This is a genomic window from Nodosilinea sp. LEGE 07298 (assembly GCF_015207265.1).
Classification (GTDB): domain Bacteria; phylum Cyanobacteriota; class Cyanobacteriia; order Phormidesmidales; family Phormidesmidaceae; genus Nodosilinea.
In genome coordinates, this window is sequence record NZ_JADEXE010000043.1 from 14,408 (window position 1) to 32,386 (window position 17,979).

Sequence of the window (17,979 nt, forward strand, 5' to 3'; positions counted from 1 at the left end):
GTGACGCTGCTTTACCACCGTGCCCCCACCTATGTCTGACATTGCCATTGAAAGTGTGTTTATTTTGCTATTGATTATGGCCAATGGGGTGTTTTCGGGGTCAGAAATTGCCGTGGTGTCGGCCCGTAAGGCGCGCCTAGAGCACCAGGCGCGGCGCGGCAATGCCAAGGCGCGGTTGGCGCTCAAACTGGCCAACAACCCCAACGACTTTTTATCGACGGTGCAAATTGGCATTACCCTGATCGGCATTCTCAGTGGTGCGCTGGGCGGGGCAACTGTCGCTAACTCTCTGCGCCAGGGGCTAGACCAGGTGCCTACTCTCGCCCCCTACAGCGATATCATTAGCCTGGCGGTAGTGGTCGGGCTGATTACATATTTATCGCTGGTGGTGGGTGAGCTAGTGCCCAAGCGCATTGCCCTCAGCTACCCAGAAGCGATCGCTCGCCAGGTGGCGCGGCCCATGCAGCGGCTGTCCTGGCTGGCGACCCCGCTGGTGATACTGCTAGGCGCTTCGACCAGTTTTTTGGTCAACCTGCTAGGGCTCAAAGAACGACCCGAAGCGGCGATTACCGAAGAAGAACTGCGCCTGTTGATTGACCAGGGCACCGAGGCCGGCAACTTTGAGGTGGCCGAGCAAGAGATGATGGGGCGGGTGCTGCAGCTGGGCGATCGCCCGATTCGCTCGATCATGACCCCCCGCACCGATATTGAATGGCTGAATGTCGACGCCTCCTTTGCCGAACACAGCGAACTGGTGATGCAGAGCGCCCACTCCCACTTCCCGGTCTGCAACAACAGCATCGACGACTGCGTGGGCGTCGTGTCGCTCAAGGCGCTGCTGCCCAACTATCTCAGCCAAAATACCGAGCCGGTAACGCTGCTTAGCCTGCTGCAGCCACCCTTATTTGTGGCCGAAAGCACCTACGTGCTCAAGGTGCTAGAGCTATTTAAGTCGTCGGGCACTCACTTTGCCATGGTGCTCGACGAGTACGGCGGGGTTGAAGGTTTAGTCACCCTCAACGACGTTGTCGAAGCCATTGTCGGCGACCTGCCCTCCTTAGAAGATGCCGAAGACCCCATGGTTATGCAGCGCGAGGACGGCTCCTGGCTGCTCGATGGCCTGCTGCCGGTAGATGACCTAAAAGAACTGCTGCACCGCGAACAGCTCACCACAGACGAAGACAACTACCAAACCCTGGCAGGCTTTATCATCCGGCACATGGGTCGCATTCCCAGCACCGGCGACTTCTTTGAATGGGAAGGACTGCGCTTTGAGGTCGTGGATATGGATGGTCGTCGGGTAGATAAAGTGCTGCTAGAGAATCTACCGTTGTCTCCAACCTCGCCCAACCAGGTGCCAGAATAACCGAGCCGGGTTGAGATCAGCGGCGATCGTCTGGGTCGTACTGGTGTTGCTCTCGCCCTAGTCTTTGTTCGGCCTCTATTTCTTTGTCTAAAAAATAATTGAGGAAGGTGCGAATAACGGCAATCAGCGCCAGCCTAATTAGGTCCTGAGTCGTGGGGGCTATGGTGGTCGATAAAATATCAGCCCCAAGCTGAAACTCAAGGGCCAGGGTCAGCCAGGTGCCAAATTTGAGTCGAACCTGGTTAAAGGGAAGTGGCTGCCCTGGCCGTTGCTGCCAGAGACGTAGGGTTAGGCGAGCGGTTTTGAGCAGCCCCACCAACACGCACAGCACCGAAATAGCCTCCAGGCAAAACATAACGCCCAGGGCAAGGTTTTCAACTAGGGCTTCTAAGGGCTCAAGCCATGCCATAACTGACCCAAGCTGTACTAGAGAACATTCATGGCGGGAGCATGATCGGCTAAAAAGACTAGCGGGTTGGCCATGGTGGCGGCAAAGCCCAGAATGCCGCGATCGCGGTGCTCGTACAGCAGCTTGCCATCGCCATCAAACAAAAACGTACCGCCGCGCTGGGTTAGGTAGGCGGCATTGGGCACGTAGGTGCTCCAGTGGCTCAGCACTTCGGTCATGTTACGCAGGCGCAGGGTGGCCAGTTCGATCGGCCGCTGAAACCCGCTGCCACCGACAATGTTGAAGGCTTTGCCGGTCAGGGGCGGCAGCGGCCCGGCCTTCACCACCTCGTCGTCGCCAATCAGCTGGGGCGCACGGCGATCGCCCGTATAGCCCCGCAGCACCTCGCGCAGCGTGCCAGGGCTAGCGATCCCCGCACACATCAGCATCAAGTTCAGCCAGGCCGCCTGCCCCGGTTTGAGCCCCGGTGGGTTCAGGGTTAGCCCTTCGTATAGACTCAGTTCGCGGTGCAGGGCCGCAGTTTCGTCGACAAACAGGTGTTCGGCGGGAAAGCCAGTGTAGGTGCAGAACTGCTGGCCGGAAGCGCGATCGCCAATCCCCACCGCCCGTACCGCAATCTGCCGCTGGCGCAGGGTTTCGGCCTCCCGCTGTAGCCACCAGGCGTATTCCAAACTGTCAAAGTCGCCCAGCTGCGGCCACACCAGCACGAGAATCTGGTCGGATCCCTCACCGCCCGACAGAAGGGAGACCTTCTCCCCATCGCTCACCCGCGATCGCTGAGTGTGAGACAAAATCTCGTAGGTGTTCATTAAAGGATTCCAAAGCGGATTGCTTGAAGCTTATAGCGAATGGTGGGCATTGCCCACCCTACAGAGCTACTACGCCCCCACGCTCCCACTCTACTCAAACCCTCTGGCCATCCACGGGCCAGGGTCTACGGAGATGCCATTGACGTATAGCCCCCAGTGCAGGTGCGGCCCCGTCGATGCGCCTGTACTGCCGATCGCCCCAATCACCTGGCCTGGCTGCACCACATCGCCTTCGTTGACGTCAATGCGGCTGAGGTGAATCATAATGCTGAGCACCCCCTGGCCGTGGTCGATGCCGACAGTGTTGCCGTGCAGCTCAAACCCGTCGGAGACGCGCCCGACCAAAACAATCCGTCCCGCCGCTGGGGCCGCCACCGGGGAGCCTGTAGCAGCGGCATAGTCTAGGCCCCGGTGGTAGTAGTCTTGAGCAAAGACGCCGTTGTAGTAGCGACGCACCCCGTACTGAGTCGAGGTTCGCCCAGAGGTGGGGCGCTGCATGGCCCCGTTCCAGTAGCGCTCAGGGGAGACAAGGTTTTTGAAGGCCGCTACCCGGTCAAACTCGTGCTGGGTGCCGAGGTTGCTCTGACTGGGCGACAGGGTAATGCGCTGGGTGGGAAAGTTGCGGTTTTTAAGACCCAGGGCCAGGTTGCGGGTTTCGCCAGTGCCAATCACCCGAATCACCATGCGCCCCGGTGGGTCGAGCGGGCTGGTGGGAACCAGGGCGCGGAACCGATTACCGCTGATGGGAAAGGTTGGATACTCGGTGCTGTCGTTAACGGTAACCTTAGGCTGAGTTGAGGCCGACGTGCGCGGAATGGCAATCACTGAAATGGTATCGCCCAGTTCAGGAGCATCGGGGTTGAGCACGACATCGTAGGCTTGGGCCGGGCGACCCAGCAGCACTACCGTAGACCCGGCGATCGCTGCTACTAGCAGCGATCGCCGGGTTAGCCCAGGGGTATCTCGGTTCGGCTCCATAGCTCCGTCCTCAAGTAGTGAAATGAGTGGTTTCTATAGTAGACGCTGCGATTGGCCTGAGGATTCCGACGGCCAGAATAATTTAGCCCGTTTACTCCTGATTGGCCTTGGCGTCTTTGACGGCTGCGTAGAACAAAACCCCAACCAGCGGCACGCAGAGACCCAGCACCACCGTGGTGGGCACCGTGCCCCAGTCGGGGCTGCCGGAGGACAGCTCAAAGATAGAGCCTACCGCTGCGATCGCAGCAATGCAGGAACCAGCCAAAAACAGGCCACTTTTGGGGGTCACAGGAACGTCTCCTAAACATCTGCCGAGGCCAAGTTTTGGCCTACCGAGGCAGCATACCACGGGCCTTACACCATGATTAGGCGGTTAGCGGCTGTACGTCTTTTGCGTAGAAGCCGTTCTTTTGCAGCTCTTGATTGAGGGCCAGAGCGTTCTCTACCCGGTCGACAAACAGCACCCCGGTGAGGTGGTCCATTTCGTGGAGAATGCAGCGGGCCAGCAGGTCATTGGCCTGCATCTTTTTGGGGCGGCCATTCTCGTCTTTGTAGGACACCTCTAGGGCGGCGGGGCGCACCACATCTAGGTAAACGCCGGGAATGCTGAGGCAGCCCTCTTGCCCAGTGGCAATTTCCTTGGAGACTTTGATGATTTGAGGGTTAATCAGCACCATCGGCGGAGTGGCAGTATTTTCGGGATCGACATCGACCACTAGCAGCTGCTTATTAACGGCTACCTGAGGGGCCGCTAGGCCAATGCCGTCGGCGCTGTACATGGTTTGCAGCATCTCCCGCACCAGCGCCCGAATGTCATCGTCAACCTTAGCGACTCGCTTGGCGGGCTGACGCAGCACGCGATCGCCCAGGGTGTGAATTTCCAGCGGCGGCTGCTTGAGTTTGGTTTTCTCGACTTGAATGGCGGCGGGCATAGCGATGCGTTCCAGGGTGATATTTTGCGTTCAGTTCGTGTTGCTATCTATCCTAACAACACAGACTCACTTCGACATAGCGGTTGACCGTACCCCCAAAAAAGGCGATCAATCGCCTTCGGGCAAGACGGGTTTGCTATCTACGGTTATATCCACAGCGTTAACGTCAATGGTACCGGCCTCGGTCACCCGCGAGAACCCATCGATCTCAGTATGTAGGGGAGTGCCGCAGTTGAGGCAGCGAGTATCGGCTCCCTTAATGCCGGTCATCGTCGTTGAGCAGACCGGGCAAGGCCCCTGCACCAGGTTGCGCCGCAGCCAAAATCGCAGGCCAATGAACCCCAGCACTGGAGCCGCCAGCAGCAGCACCACCAGCACTGCCAAAGATTTAACCAGCCAGCCCAGGCCCACAGCACCCAGGAGCCAAACGACGCCGATCAGGGTGAGCCAGCAGCCCAGCCCCGAGAAATTCACCCGAACTTGGTTGAAGTTATTTTGGTTCACAGGGGCGTTCTCCGTGGAGCAGCCAGAGCAGACGGCGACAATGCCCTGCTCTGTGGACTTTATTGTAGCGCTGGGATTGGGTCTAATTAAGTAACTCGGCTGGCCCGCAGGGCTTGATGCAGGCGCTGGGCTAGGGCAGCGGGGCTAAAGACGGCCAGGGTCTCTTGCCGCAGCCACGGCCCCTGGCAGCGAGGGTCGTGGCCGGTCAGCATCTCAATGCAGGCAGCGGCCACCGCTTTGGGATCTCGGTGGGGAACTCGCCAGCCCAGACGACCATCTTGCAGGGGGTCGGCAGACCCATCCTGGTCGCCAGAGAGCACCGGTACGCCGCAGGCTAGCGCCTCTAGATAGACAATGCCAAAGCCCTCTTGGGAAGGCATGACGTAGGCGCTGGCCAATTGGTAATGGGCGACTAGGGCCTCGGTGGGCACAAACCCGGCAAATACCACGCGATCGCTCACTCCTAGCTCCTCAGCCAGTGCCGCCAGCCGGGGCTGGTCATCGCCCCGGCCAATCACCAAATATTTCACGGTCGGGATGGCTGCCGCGATGGTGGGCAGCGCCCGAATGGTGACATCTACTCCTTTGTAAATATCCCCTGACCACAGCCGGGCTACAGTCATTAGCACCTGGCACCCGGCCAGTCCGTAGGTTTCGACCAGGGCTGAATTGGCTGATCCTGGCTGGAAGACAGCACCATCTACGGCGCAGGGAACTAGGTAAACCTTCGCGGGGTCAAGAAGATTAGCGGTGCAGGCGCGATCGCGGCTATAGCGGCTAATGGTCCAAATTTGATCGGCCTGGCGCAGGGCCTTTTGTGGCCTGGGCGGCAGGGGCTCCCACACCTCTTTGCCATAAGTGACGACGGTATAGGGCACGTTGAACCAGCGGCAGAGCGGGGCGACCAGAGGCAGCAACAGCACGTGGCCGCACACCACCCGGCTCGGTCGCTGCGTAATCAAATATCTCAGCAGGGCCGCCCCCAACCTAACTCTGCTCACCGCAGCACTGGCTGAACCTAGATAATGAAACCGCAGGGGTGACCGGTTGTACGGGTTACCGACCTCAGCCTCATCCCACAGCAGAAATACGTCTGCGGGTGTGGGATGGGGCTGCTCTAGGTAAGCCTTGAAAAGGTCTTTGACATAGGACTGAATGCCGCCCTCGCAGGAAAAGATTTTGAGGAAGACAAACGCGATCGGCCCAGTGGGCGGGTCTGACTCTTCTAACGCCGCTACGGGTAAAGCTGGTGGATGTGCAGAGGGCAAATTGGTGGTCGAAAAACCCATCGTAGACGGTGATAAATAGCTGTTTGCCCCTAGGCTACCCACTCGGCCTGTAGCAGGTTCAGGCTAGGACTGCTTTCAGGTGGGACAGGTGCCATATTTCACAATCGACAGGCAGTTGCGCCCATCCTTAGCGCGGTAGTAGGTCACCTTATCGGCCAGGCGACGCAGCAAAAACCAGCCGTAGCCGCTCTCTAGCAGTTCGCCCGGCTGAGGTTCGGGCAGCAGTTCGGGGTTAAAGGGATCACCGTAGTCCCAGATACGAATCTCGACCTGGTCGGTATCGAGGGCTAGGTCAATGTCAATGCCGGTTTCGGGGGGCAGGTGGGCGTGGGCGTGGCGCACCGCGTTGGTAAAGCCTTCGGTTAGGGCCAGGGCCAGGCGATCGCAGTGGTTGCCAACCCAGGCCGACTCGCCCTCTAGAGAACGGCAGGTTTCGTGAAACCATCGCTGCACCTGGGCGACCACATCGAGCTGGCTGGCCACCTGCAAATGCGCTTGTGTGGGTGCCTGTCTGGGAACTACCCTTGCCATCGCCTACTCCTGTATCAACGCTTACCAGCGGCCTTAATTTAGCTTAGCCAAAGAGTACACCCTCAGCAAAAAAACCTGCGTAAAACGATACAGTTCTACGCAGGTCTTGCATAACGGATAACATTGACGATCTAGAACAAGCCTAGGGTCAACGATTCTTGAATGGGGAAGGTGGCACCAATACCCAACCATAGCGTTACGGCCGTGCCCAGCATAAACAGGGTGGTAGCCAACGGACGACGGAAGGGATTTTGGAACTTGTTGACGTTCTCAATAAAGGGAATCAGCATTAGCCCCAGGGGAATGGCGGTCATTGCGCCAATACCCAGCAGCTTGCTCGGCACAATCCGCAGAATTTGGAAGGTGGGGTACAAATACCACTCAGGCAAAATTTCGAGCGGGGTGGCAAAGGGATCAGCGGGCTCGCCTACCAGGGCAGGATCTAGCACAGCTAGCGCCACACAGCAGGCAATGGTACCCAGAATAACCACGGGGAAGATATAGAGCAGGTCGTTGGGCCAGGCGGGCTCGCCGTAGTAGTTGTGGCCCATGCCCTGCTTGAGCATTTCTCTTAACTTAGGATCGCTTAGATCCGGTTTTTTAATGGTCGCCATCGAAAAACTTCTCCTGTTACAGCCAGTTGGGCCAGGCCCAAAGTTTAAATCATTCAGTTAGGGCAATCTGTACAGCTGAAACCAAACGTCATGCCCACAAGAGCTTTACAACACCGAAAGCTCAGAACCCTCAAATCACTCTCAAACCGCTTAGAGAGGGCCAGAGATACCCTGCTTACGAATCATCAGGAAGTGCAGCAGCATGAACACCGCGATCGCCCAAGGCAAAACAAAGGTGTGCAGGCTGTAGAAGCGGGTTAGGGTAGATTGCCCAACGGCCTCGCCGCCGCGCATCAGTTCGACGACGGTAGAGCCCACCACAGGAATAGCACCGGGTACCCCAGACACAATTTTCACGGCCCAGTAGCCCACCTGATCCCAGGGGAGGGAGTAGCCGGTAACGCCGAAGGTAACGGTAATTACGGCCAGCACGACGCCAGTAATCCAGGTCAGCTCGCGGGGCTTTTTGAAGCCGCCGGTGAGATAAACCCGAAACACGTGGAGAATCATCATCAGCACCATCATGCTGGCCGACCAGCGGTGGATAGACCGAATCAGCCAGCCGAAGTTGACGTCGGTCATCAGGTACTGCACAGAACTGAATGCTTCAGTGACCGTAGGCTTGTAGTAAAAGGTCATCGCAAACCCAGTGGCGAACTGGATCAGGAAGCAGGTCAGGGTAATGCCACCCAGGCAATAGAAAATATTGACGTGGGGCGGCACGTACTTGCTAGAGATGTCGTCAGCCAAAGCCTGAATCTCTAGCCGCTCGTTAAACCACTGGAAGGTCTTAGAGTCAGTAACTTGCTTGGTAAACATGAAGCGGGTAACTCTCGAGTAACTCTATATATCAATAAATGCCGTCAATGAAAAATGTAACATAGCTGTAATGGCTACGCTAAATCCTCTGATATAAATTCTAAGCCCTGGGAGGCGTTCTGCTATCTTCGCCAACCGCAGGGCAGGAGGAAATCGGGGCTTTAGGGCAGAAATTCGGCCTCAGTCCTCTCAATGAACGAATGAGGGGCGAATGAGAAAACCTGTCCAGCTCGAAATATTTCGTTACAATTCACGCCTGGGGCGTCGGTAGCCACAAATACTGTCGCTGGTGAGTCATTCTCCTGGCCGAAGCGTTGAGGTGCTGGGCGGGGACTGGTTTGCTGGGCAGATGGCATGGCCGACAAGGGCAGAGTTGGTTGACCTCAGCCCCACACTGAAGAGGGTTAGGCGCAATTCGCCAAAAATAGTCACAATAAACTAATGTGAAGCCGATGCCGAATGGCTATGGATATCGCCCATTCTTAAAGCCAAGCGATTTGGGTCAAGTCGATTCGGGCGAGGCTCCTTTGGGGCGTTTAGCTCTTCCAAGGGTAATAATTGAAGATTATTGCCCTAGATCGTCTGCCCCTGGCGCGATCGCATCCTCCGCTCCGCCCATTCCACCACCGCCTGCTTTTGCTCTGTATCTATGATCAGACTCCTGTTGCGTCTCAGTATTCTCTGCCTGTGTCTGGTTGGACTAGCCGTTGGTGGAGTGTCAGCGGGGCCGGCGATGGCCCTCACCAACGAGCAAAACCTGGTGGCGGAGGTGTGGCGCATCGTCAACCGTGCCTACGTCGACGAGACCTTCAATCACCAAAACTGGTGGTTTACCCGCCAGCGGGCGCTAGAGCGATCGCTGGCTAACCGGGCCGATACCTACCAGGCGATTCAAGACATGCTGGCTGGGCTAGAAGACCCTTACACCCGGCTATTGCCTCCCGCTCAGTACCGCAGCCTGCAAACCAGCACCGCTGGCGAACTGACCGGGGTAGGGCTACAAATTTCTAAAGATGAGCACCCCGGCTGGCTGCGGGTAATTGCCCCGATTGAAGGGTCGCCCGCCGAGCAGGCGGGTATTCAGCCCCAGGATATGGTGCTTGAAATTGACGGTACAGCCACCACTGACTTAACCCTAGACGAGGCCGCCGCTCGGATGCGAGGTCGTCAGGGTACGACGGTTACCCTCCAGCTGCGCCGCCCCGATGAAGCCACCGCTCGTCAGGTATCGCTGACCCGCGACGTGATTACGCTCAACCCTGTGGTGGCAGCGCTCAAAACCACGCCAGCAGGCCAGCGAGTAGGTTACCTGCGGCTAAGCCAGTTCAACGGCAATGCGGTGGAGAAGCTAGCGGGGGCTATTCGCGAGTTGGCCGATCAGGGGGCAGAGGGGTACCTGCTAGATCTGCGCAATAATCCCGGCGGCTTGCTGCAGGCCGGAATCGAGATTGCTCGGCTGTGGCTACCCCAGGGCACGATTGTTTACACCGTCAACCGCCAGGGCATTTTAGACAGCTTTGAGGCCTTTGGTCAGGCGATTACCGACGCGCCCCTGGTAGTGCTAGTCAACGAGGGCACCGCCAGTGCCAGCGAAATTTTGGCCGGGGCACTGCAAGACAATGGCCGGGCTAACCTGGTGGGCAGCATCACCTTTGGTAAAGGGCTGATTCAGTCGCTGTTTGACCTGTCGGATGGGGCGGGGCTGGCGGTAACGGTGGCCAAATATGAAACGCCGTCCCACCACGATATTAATAAACTGGGCATTACCCCCGATCGCATTGTGGCAACGGTGCCCCTCAACCGCGACACTGTTGCCACCGAGGCCGACCCCCAGTACCAGGCGGCCCTGGAGATGCTGAGCCAAGCCGCTACGGTGGTCGCCAGTGCTCCCTAACCCGACCTCTCCTAGCGCTGTAGAACCCAAGGCCAGTCGCTCGTACCACGACCCTCTCCACGGCGCGATTACCCTGCACGCCAGTGACCCCGACGAGGCGCTGCTGACTCAGCTGATCGATACGCCATCCTTTCAGCGGCTGCGGCGAATTCGCCAGCTTGGCCCGGCCAGCCTCACCTTTCACGGGGCCGAAAGCTCGCGCTTTACCCACTCGCTGGGGGTGATGGCGATCGCCCGTCGTGCCTTTGACCAAATTCAGCGCCGCTACCCCGAGCTGGCCCCCTACCGGGCCACGGTGCTGGTGGCGGCCCTGCTCCACGACATTGGCCATGGCCCCTTTAGCCACACTGCCGAAGAGGTGTTTGGCCTTCAGCACGAGCACTGGACCCGCCGCATTATCCGCGAGCTGCCGGAGATTTACGACGCCTTGGAGGCGCATTCTGAAGGACTAGCTGAGGCGGTCGATCAGGTTTACACCCACGAGCATCCCGTTGCGCTGGTGTGGCAGCTGGTGTCGAGTCAGCTCGACTGCGATCGCCTCGACTACCTGCTGCGCGACAGCTACTTTACCGGGGCCAGCTATGGTCAGCTCGATTTAGACCGCATTCTAATGGCGCTGCGGTTTGAGCCCCAGAGCGGTCGGCTGGTGGTAGCCCATAAAGGATTGTCTGCGATCGAGCACTACCTGGTGGTGCGCCACTTTATGTACGTGCAGGTGTACAACCACCCCAAAAATATTGCCGTCACCTGGCTGCTAGAGCGGGCCTTCGAACGCGCTCGCTCCGACCTCCTGGTCGGTAAGCTGGAGGCCGACCCCACCGTCACCGCCTGGCTACTGGCCCCCGATCGCCCCCTGGCGCTGGATACTTACCTATCCGGTGACGACATTGTGTTTACCTATCATCTGCAGCGGTGGCGGCACAGCCCCGACCTGCTGCTGGCCGACCTGTGCCGCCGTTTCCTCGATCGCGACCTGCTCAAAACCCTGGAGGTCACCCGGCTGTCGGTAGAGCAGCAGAATGATCTTCTCGATACTGTGCGCACCCATTTGGAGCAGCAGGGCTACAGCGGCGAGCACTACAGCGGTCTGCGCCGCAGCTGGAGCCGAGGCTACACCACCTATAACGAAGGCATTTGCCTGCACAGCGACAACGCCTTTATTGACATTAAAGACCGCTCGCCGCTGGTGCAAACCCTTAGCCAGCCCATTGAGCGCATCTGGCTACTCTACCCGCGAGACATTCACCCCTGGTTACGGCAAACCTGGGCCGCCTACAATCTAAGTAGTGAATCTGAAATCAAGTAGGGGCGGCAGAAAAGACATCGCCAACTACGAGGACCTCTGTGGCACCAGCGGGGGCACCAGCTCAACTAACGCCAGCATTGTTAGGCTCAGAGGCCACACAAAATACTGCAAAAACAGTACCGAATTGAAGTAGAGAAATACCATCATCACCAGGGCAGCAGAGGCCAAAATACTGATTGTTTCTCGCCAAAAGCTCAGGTAAATTAGCCCCACCAGCGACAACATCAGTAGCTTGGCTTTTAGACCGACCAGCCAGGGTAGATCTTGGGAAAGAATGACGTCTAGGGAAGGCGCACCGTCAATGTGCGAACTTCCTAGCCGGGTGGCCGAAAACATAATTGATTTTAGAAATCCTTCGGCATTCCAAATTAAGAACGGCAATGACGTCAAAACCGGAACGCTCAGAATAATTAAAAGACCCCAGGCCACATCTTTGATGCGTTCATCTTTATCCCCGTTTATCCAGAGGTAGATCAGGTAAAGGGGCAGCAAAAAGATGGCAATTTGTTTGATTCCTAAAGAAACGCTAAACGCCAGCAGGGATAGTCTTGGCCTTGCCTGCAGGAGGAACTGTCCCCTGAGAGGAGTCGTTGGCGGTTGCGGAGCGAGTGCTGGGCACTCAGCCACCCCAGAGGGGCTAAGGGACATCTCTGGTAGGCTTTGGCTTCGACTCTGCTCAGCCAGCGTAACGGCAGGGACGCTTGCCTGCAGGAGAATTAACGAGAGTAACAAAAAAAAGATGGCTGCAAATTCAAGATGGTGCACTCGCGTGATGTAAATACTCCAGCGACCCAGCAGGAGAATGGCGGCGGCGACAAAGCCAAACAGCCACAACCCCCGCCGGTAAAAAAAACTCAGCGTCAGCGCCACTATGCCTATGTGAAAAGAGAATGAAAGAGGCCGCCATAGATAAAGCCAGTCTAAAAAGTCTGGTAAGCCCAGTTTTTGAACTAGCGCCGAGAAGAGATAGGCTAGAGGAAAGTAGGTGGCGTACTTGTCGTTAGCCCGCATGTCGCTAGCTAAAACTCTGGCATAGGGATTTTCTCCGGCAATAATTCGCTTCCCTTCCAGCCAGATGTAGTAAATATCTTGACCCATCAAATCGCTTGCGGGTGTAAACCAGAAGCTAATGTGCATCAGCAGACCGGCAGCCGCCAAAAGCAGCAGTACTAGCCAATACCGTCTATTTAATCTGTGTTGTAGCACAGTAAACATTTCCCTTATCTACAATCTGTAGAGTTTAGCTATGCTTAGCTCTAGTGGGAAGATTAACTGTTGGAAACTGGCGATAGCAGGCTGCAATAATCATATAGACGGCGTAGGCCAAAAAGCCTAATGCGATCGCACCCAGCCAGTATTCGCCCAGAAATTCTTCATCTAGCTCGTCGAACACATTGCCCAGCCCACCAGCAGATTCATCATCAACTAGATAGGCGGCTTTGACCAGGTAGGCCCCGATTAAAACGAAGCCGACCCCGCGAGCCGTAATGCCAACTTTGCCAATTACTATTGCCCATCGCCTGACGGGGCGATAGAGGTCACGATTAAAGTCATTGATGTAGCCACCGGAGGCTGCCCCATAGATATAGAGACAACCCACGGCGACAACGCCCACACCCACGCCTACCAGCATCCATGGCCCCACTTCTTGCTCGAAGAGAACAGAGGCCAGATCTTCTATGGTGTCGTCAAAATCGACGGCTAAATTTAGGGCCAGTTTAGCCGCGCTTTGAGCAATGCCGAGATAGGTTATACCACTGACAACATAGCCGCAGCGCTGTAGCACCTGACGAATGCTCAAGTCCTCTGTATGCCCCGGGCCGATGATTGCCTGCATCAAACGCCACACCACATAGCCCAGCAGTCCAAACGCCAGCAGCCCTAGCTCTGCGCTTCCTAGAGGCCAGCTGTCTAGATTGGCGAGCACCGCCTCGCTACCCGCAACGATGGGCTGGTCGCGAATGATATCGTTGATAGCCAATAAACCGATCAGGCCATAGAATATGCCCTTGGCTGCGTGGCCCAAACGCATGTACCACCGTACCCAAGACCATTTGAAAATTTTAAGGAGCTGCCGCTGTGCTAAACGAACTAAGCCCTGTAAAAGCTTCAGTATCAGCTTGACCTTACCCATTGAAGCGCTATGCCAGCCAAACCATACTAGTCCTATGGCCTGCCGATGGAATCGTTTGCTAGTCTTCCTATTCAAATAGACTCTCGGGGTAAATTTATCTACCCAGCTGTAGACTTGGGCTTCGCGCAGGAAGCTTTTATTGTAGGTGTGTCGCTGTCCAGCGTGACGTACTGAAACCAAACCCCATGTGACCAGGTGGTTTGGTTGGTGCATTGGCCAGTCGCCTTATGGGCAAGCACTCTACATGTGGCGGTTTAGATTTATATATTTCCTCAAATTCGCTAGATGTAGTTCTATAAATCAGCTAACCTTAGGAGCAGCCTGGCTGCCTTTTGGTTGAAGCCGTCTGACCCGCAGGTTGCTGATCACAGTAAAATTGTACTATTGTATCGCGGCGCTATGTCCTTTGTTGGTCTCCACATCCACAGTGCCTATAGCCTGCTCGATGGGGCTAGTCAGCTGCCCCAGCTGGTGGAGCGGGCCAAGGAGCTGGGTATGCCCGCGATCGCGCTCACTGACCATGGGGTGATGTATGGCGCGATCGAGCTGATCAAGGTCTGCAAAGGGGCCGGGATTAAGCCGATCATCGGCAACGAAATGTACCTGATCAACGGCGATATTTCGCAGCAGCAGCGTCGCCCCCGCTACCACCAGGTGGTGCTGGCCAAAAATACCCAGGGCTACAAAAACCTGGTCAAGCTCACCACCGTCTCCCACCTGCAGGGGGTCCAGGGCAAGGGCATTTTTTCACGCCCCTGCATCAACAAAGACCTGTTGGAGCAGTACCACGAGGGGCTAATCGTTACCAGCGCCTGCCTCGGCGGCGAAGTGCCCCAGGCGATTTTGCAGAAGCGGCCCGATGTGGCCCGCAAGGTGGCCCAGTGGTACAAAGACCTGTTTGGCGACGACTACTACCTCGAAATTCAGGATCACGGCTCCCCTGAAGACCGGGTAGTGAACGTGGAAATTCTCAAGATCGCCCAAGAACTCGATATCAAGGTGATCTGCACCAACGACTCCCACTATATTTCCTGCAACGATGTGGAGGCCCACGACGCGCTGCTCTGCATTCAGACCGGCAAGCTGCTGACCGAAGACAAGCGGCTGCGCTACAGCGGCACCGAGTACGTCAAGTCTGCCGACGAGATGCGGCAGCTGTTTCGCGATCATATTTCTGAAGCGGTGATCGAAGAAGCGATCGCCAACACCCTGGAAGTCGCCGACAAAATCGAAGAGTACACCGGCATCCTCGGTCAGTCGCGCATTCCCGACTTCCCCATCCCCGCTGAGTTCAACGAAGATGCTGGGGCCTACATGGGGCACGTAGCCCGCGAAGGGCTGGTGAAACGGATGAAGTCAGCCAGCTATGACGAGATTAGCCAGGAGTACCGCGATCGCCTCGAATACGAAATCGAGATGATGATTCAGATGGGCTTCCCCACCTACTTTTTGGTGGTGTGGGACTACATTCGTTTCGCCCGCGACAACAACATTCCGGTCGGTCCCGGTCGCGGCTCGGCAGCAGGTTCCCTGGTAGCCTACGCCATGGAAATCACCAATATCGACCCCATTCACCACGGGTTGCTGTTCGAGCGGTTCCTCAACCCCGAGCGTAAGTCAATGCCCGATATTGACACCGACTTCTGCATCGATCGCCGCGACGAGGTGATCAAATACGTCACCCGCCGCTACGGCGAAGAGCGCGTCGCTCAGATCATCACCTTTAACCGCATGACCTCTAAGGCGGTGCTCAAAGACGTAGCGCGGGTGCTCGATATCCCCTATGCCGAGTCGGATCGGATGGCGAAGCTGATTCCGGTGGCGCGGGGCAAACCCACCAAGCTCAAGGTGATGATCTCCGATGACACCCCTGCCCCCGAGTTCAAAGAAAAGTACGAGAACGATCCTCAAACCCGCCGCTGGCTCGACATGGCCCTGCGGATTGAGGGCACCAACAAAACCTTCGGCATGCACGCCGCCGGAGTGGTGATTTCCAAAGACCCCCTCGACGAAATTGTGCCCTTGCAGCGCAACAACGACGGCCAGGTAATCACCCAGTACTACATGGAAGATGTGGAAGCCCTGGGCCTGCTAAAAATGGACTTTTTGGGCCTGCGCAACCTAACTATGATCCAAAAAACGCTGGATCTGGTCGAAGCTACCCACGGCATCAAAATTGATCCCGACGACCTGCCTATGGATGACCCCGCCACCTTTAAGCTGCTGGAGCGCGGCGACCTGGGCGGCGTCTTTCAGCTTGAGTCTTCCGGTATGCGCCAGATCGTGAAAGACCTCAAGCCCTCTGGTTTAGAGGATATTTCGTCAGTTCTGGCCCTCTACCGACCGGGACCGCTAGATGCCGGACTAATTCCCAAATTCATTAACCGCAAACACGGGCGCGAAAAAATCGACTTCGCCCACGAAATTCTGGAGCCGATTCTGAGCGAAACCTACGGCATCATGGTCTATCAGGAGCAGATTATGAAAATCGCTCAGGATATGGCGGGCTACTCCCTGGGGCAGGCCGACCTACTGCGGCGGGCCATGGGTAAAAAGAAAGTCTCGGAAATGCTAAAGCACCAGGGTAACTTTGTCAGCGGCGCGGTAGAGCGGGGCCTGGCGAAGAAGGTGGCCGAAGAACTCTGGGAGCAGATGGTGAAGTTCGCCGAATACTGCTTCAACAAGTCGCACTCTACCGCCTACGGGTTTGTCACCTTTCAGACCGCGTACCTGAAGGCCAACTACCCGGTGGAGTACATGGCGGCGCTGCTGACCTCCAACAGCGGCGACCAGGACAAGGTACAGATGCACATCGGCAACTGCATTGCCATGGGCATTGAGGTGCTGCCGCCCGATGTCAACCGATCGCTGGTCGATTTTACCCCCGAGGGCAAGAGCATTTTGTTTGGCCTCTCAGCGGTGCGCAACGTGGGCCTGGGGGCGATCGAGTGCATTCTCAAGAACCGGGAGGAGGAGGGGCCATTTAAGTCGCTACCAGAACTGTGCGATCGAGTCGATCTGCACTCGGTTAACCGCCGCGCCCTAGAATCGCTGATTCTGGCCGGTGCTTTGGATAAACTTGACCCCAACCGCAACCAGCTCATGCAGGATCTGGAGCTGGTGATCGACTGGGCGCAAGGCCGCGCTAAGGATCGCGAGATCGGCCAGGGCAATCTATTCGACATGATGCTGGGCGGCGACGATACCCAGGCCGCATCCCCAGCTAGCGGCTACGAAACTGCTCCTAAAGCGCCCCTAGTTGCCGACTTTGAGGCCCAGGATAAACTGCGGCAGGAGAAAGAACTGCTGGGTTTCTACATCTCTGACCATCCGCTCAAGTCGGTGCAGCGATCGGCGCGAGTGCTGGCCCCGATCAACCTGGCTGAGCTGCACGAGCAGCACGATAATGTAACGCTGAGCGCGATCGTGATTCTCGCCAGCGTCAAGCCTGTAATTACCAAAAAGGGCGATCGCATGGCGATCGTCCAGCTTGAAGACCTTACTGGGCAGGCGGAAGCTGTTGTATTTCCTAAATCGTTCGAGCGGATTGGTCAGCACATCGTCGCCGACAAACGACTGATGATCTGGGGTAAGGTCGATCGCCGCGACGATCGCGTCCAGTTCATCATTGACGATGCCGAGTCGATTGAAGACGTGCGCATGGTCATGGTGGAGCTAGACCCACGCCTGGCGGGCGACATCGAGCAGCAGCACCGCCTGCGCAACGTGATTCGCAACAACCAGGGCGACGACCCCAAGTATGCCCGAGTACCAGTGATCGCGGTGATTGGGGCCAACCAGCAGCGCCAGTTTGTGCGGCTGGGAGCACAGTTTCGCGTCAAAGACCCCGAGGCAGCGGTGACGGCCCTGGTTAATGCAAACTTTCAGGCCAAAGCAACGCCGTTGATTAGTGCTTAGGAGACTGTGGCGCAGGTTTAAATGCTATCTCTGGAGCTAGGGGCTAGGGGGCTAGGAAGCCAGGCGAGCCGTAAGGGGGTGGGCGCATGTCTGCCATGCAAGATGAGAAGACTGTGATTGTCTCGGGTGCCGTTGGCTTAAAAGCAGCTAAAAAAAACGGCTCAATAGGTGTTTCAGGGAGGTGACCTGCAAGCAGATGATGTATTCGCTAGGCTGAACACTAAAGTGCACCTGCTCTGCGATCTCATGCTAACCCTGACACACCTTTTGGAAGAGGCCAAGTGCTACGACAGCGTTCGGACGTTGCGCTGGCCCGACGGCGTTATCCGGTGTCCGAAGTGCGGCTCTAAGGAGGTTGTCAAGCGGGGTAAAGATGATGCTCATCCTCATCGCCAGCGCTACCGCTGCAAGGGTTGCCATCGACAGTTTGATGATCTGACGGATACCGTATTTGCCGGGCGACACCAGCCGTTGCG

At 57.0% G+C, this 17,979-nt stretch carries 17 protein-coding genes; 5 read left to right on the top strand and 12 right to left on the bottom strand.

The window, feature by feature from the left end; genetic code table 11:
• Positions 1–31 precede the first annotated feature (31 nt).
• Positions 32–1,366: a hemolysin family protein gene (locus IQ273_RS08455; protein WP_194022734.1), complete on the top strand. Its 1,335-nt coding sequence runs from the start codon at positions 32–34 to the stop codon at positions 1,364–1,366.
• A 16-nt stretch (positions 1,367–1,382) separates the two neighbouring features.
• Here the strand turns inward: IQ273_RS08455 and IQ273_RS08460 are convergent, their stop codons facing one another.
• The 10 genes from IQ273_RS08460 to petB all read right to left on the bottom strand — a co-directional run bounded on the left by IQ273_RS08460 (position 1,383) and on the right by petB (position 8,251).
• Entirely contained in the window at positions 1,383–1,775 is a 393-nt protein-coding gene (locus IQ273_RS08460) for a DUF1622 domain-containing protein (protein WP_194022735.1), read from the bottom strand.
• A gap of 17 nt (positions 1,776–1,792) precedes the next feature.
• The gene (locus IQ273_RS08465) at positions 1,793–2,584 is read right to left on the bottom strand and encodes a peroxiredoxin-like family protein (protein ID WP_194022736.1); all 792 of its coding nucleotides are present in this window, start codon (positions 2,582–2,584) and stop codon (positions 1,793–1,795) included.
• Positions 2,585–2,674: 90 nt separating this feature from the next.
• Complete coding sequence (locus tag IQ273_RS08470; RefSeq protein ID WP_194022737.1) at positions 2,675–3,562, bottom strand: M23 family metallopeptidase; 888 nt, start codon at positions 3,560–3,562, stop codon at positions 2,675–2,677.
• A gap of 91 nt (positions 3,563–3,653) precedes the next feature.
• Complete coding sequence (locus IQ273_RS08475; RefSeq protein ID WP_106873170.1) at positions 3,654–3,851, bottom strand: hypothetical protein; 198 nt, start codon at positions 3,849–3,851, stop codon at positions 3,654–3,656.
• A 76-nt stretch (positions 3,852–3,927) separates the two neighbouring features.
• Entirely contained in the window at positions 3,928–4,494 is a 567-nt protein-coding gene (def, locus tag IQ273_RS08480) for a peptide deformylase (RefSeq protein ID WP_194022738.1), read from the bottom strand.
• 108 nt (positions 4,495–4,602) lie between these two features.
• Complete coding sequence (locus IQ273_RS08485; RefSeq protein WP_194022739.1) at positions 4,603–4,998, bottom strand: hypothetical protein; 396 nt, start codon at positions 4,996–4,998, stop codon at positions 4,603–4,605.
• A gap of 86 nt (positions 4,999–5,084) precedes the next feature.
• Positions 5,085–6,287, bottom strand: coding sequence for a glycosyltransferase (locus IQ273_RS08490; RefSeq protein ID WP_194022740.1), 1,203 nt, complete (start codon positions 6,285–6,287; stop codon positions 5,085–5,087).
• 75 nt (positions 6,288–6,362) lie between these two features.
• A complete protein-coding gene (locus IQ273_RS08495; protein ID WP_194022741.1) occupies positions 6,363–6,818 on the bottom strand; it encodes an anti-sigma regulatory factor in 456 nt (151 codons plus the stop codon).
• 131 nt (positions 6,819–6,949) lie between these two features.
• Positions 6,950–7,432: a cytochrome b6-f complex subunit IV gene (gene petD / locus IQ273_RS08500; RefSeq protein ID WP_194022742.1), complete on the bottom strand. Its 483-nt coding sequence runs from the start codon at positions 7,430–7,432 to the stop codon at positions 6,950–6,952.
• Between the two features lie 150 nt (positions 7,433–7,582).
• Positions 7,583–8,251, bottom strand: coding sequence for a cytochrome b6 (gene petB, locus IQ273_RS08505; protein WP_194022743.1), 669 nt, complete (start codon positions 8,249–8,251; stop codon positions 7,583–7,585).
• Positions 8,252–8,900: 649 nt separating this feature from the next.
• Between petB and ctpA the strand changes: the two genes are divergently transcribed.
• Together ctpA and IQ273_RS08515 are read left to right on the top strand one after the other, a co-directional pair.
• Positions 8,901–10,145 carry a carboxyl-terminal processing protease CtpA gene (gene ctpA / locus IQ273_RS08510; RefSeq protein WP_194022744.1) on the top strand — a complete coding sequence of 415 codons (1,245 nt, stop codon included), beginning with the start codon at positions 8,901–8,903 and terminating at the stop codon, positions 10,143–10,145.
• Positions 10,135–11,451: an HD domain-containing protein gene (locus tag IQ273_RS08515; protein ID WP_194022745.1), complete on the top strand. Its 1,317-nt coding sequence runs from the start codon at positions 10,135–10,137 to the stop codon at positions 11,449–11,451. Before ctpA ends, IQ273_RS08515 begins: the two co-directional genes overlap by 11 nt.
• A gap of 24 nt (positions 11,452–11,475) precedes the next feature.
• On the opposite strand, the gene IQ273_RS33560 is transcribed toward IQ273_RS08515, so the two are convergent.
• Complete coding sequence (locus IQ273_RS33560) at positions 11,476–12,666, bottom strand: hypothetical protein (protein WP_278000541.1); 1,191 nt, start codon at positions 12,664–12,666, stop codon at positions 11,476–11,478.
• Between the two features lie 25 nt (positions 12,667–12,691).
• Entirely contained in the window at positions 12,692–13,798 is a 1,107-nt protein-coding gene (locus IQ273_RS08525; protein WP_313898049.1) for a DUF1206 domain-containing protein, read from the bottom strand.
• A 186-nt stretch (positions 13,799–13,984) separates the two neighbouring features.
• On the opposite strand from IQ273_RS08525, the gene IQ273_RS08530 reads away from it, so the two are divergent.
• Both IQ273_RS08530 and IQ273_RS08535 read left to right on the top strand, forming a co-directional pair.
• Positions 13,985–17,503: a DNA polymerase III subunit alpha gene (locus IQ273_RS08530; protein WP_194022747.1), complete on the top strand. Its 3,519-nt coding sequence runs from the start codon at positions 13,985–13,987 to the stop codon at positions 17,501–17,503.
• 246 nt (positions 17,504–17,749) lie between these two features.
• A partial coding sequence (locus IQ273_RS08535) for a transposase (protein ID WP_194022748.1) occupies positions 17,750–17,979 on the top strand: 230 nt, incomplete at its 3' end.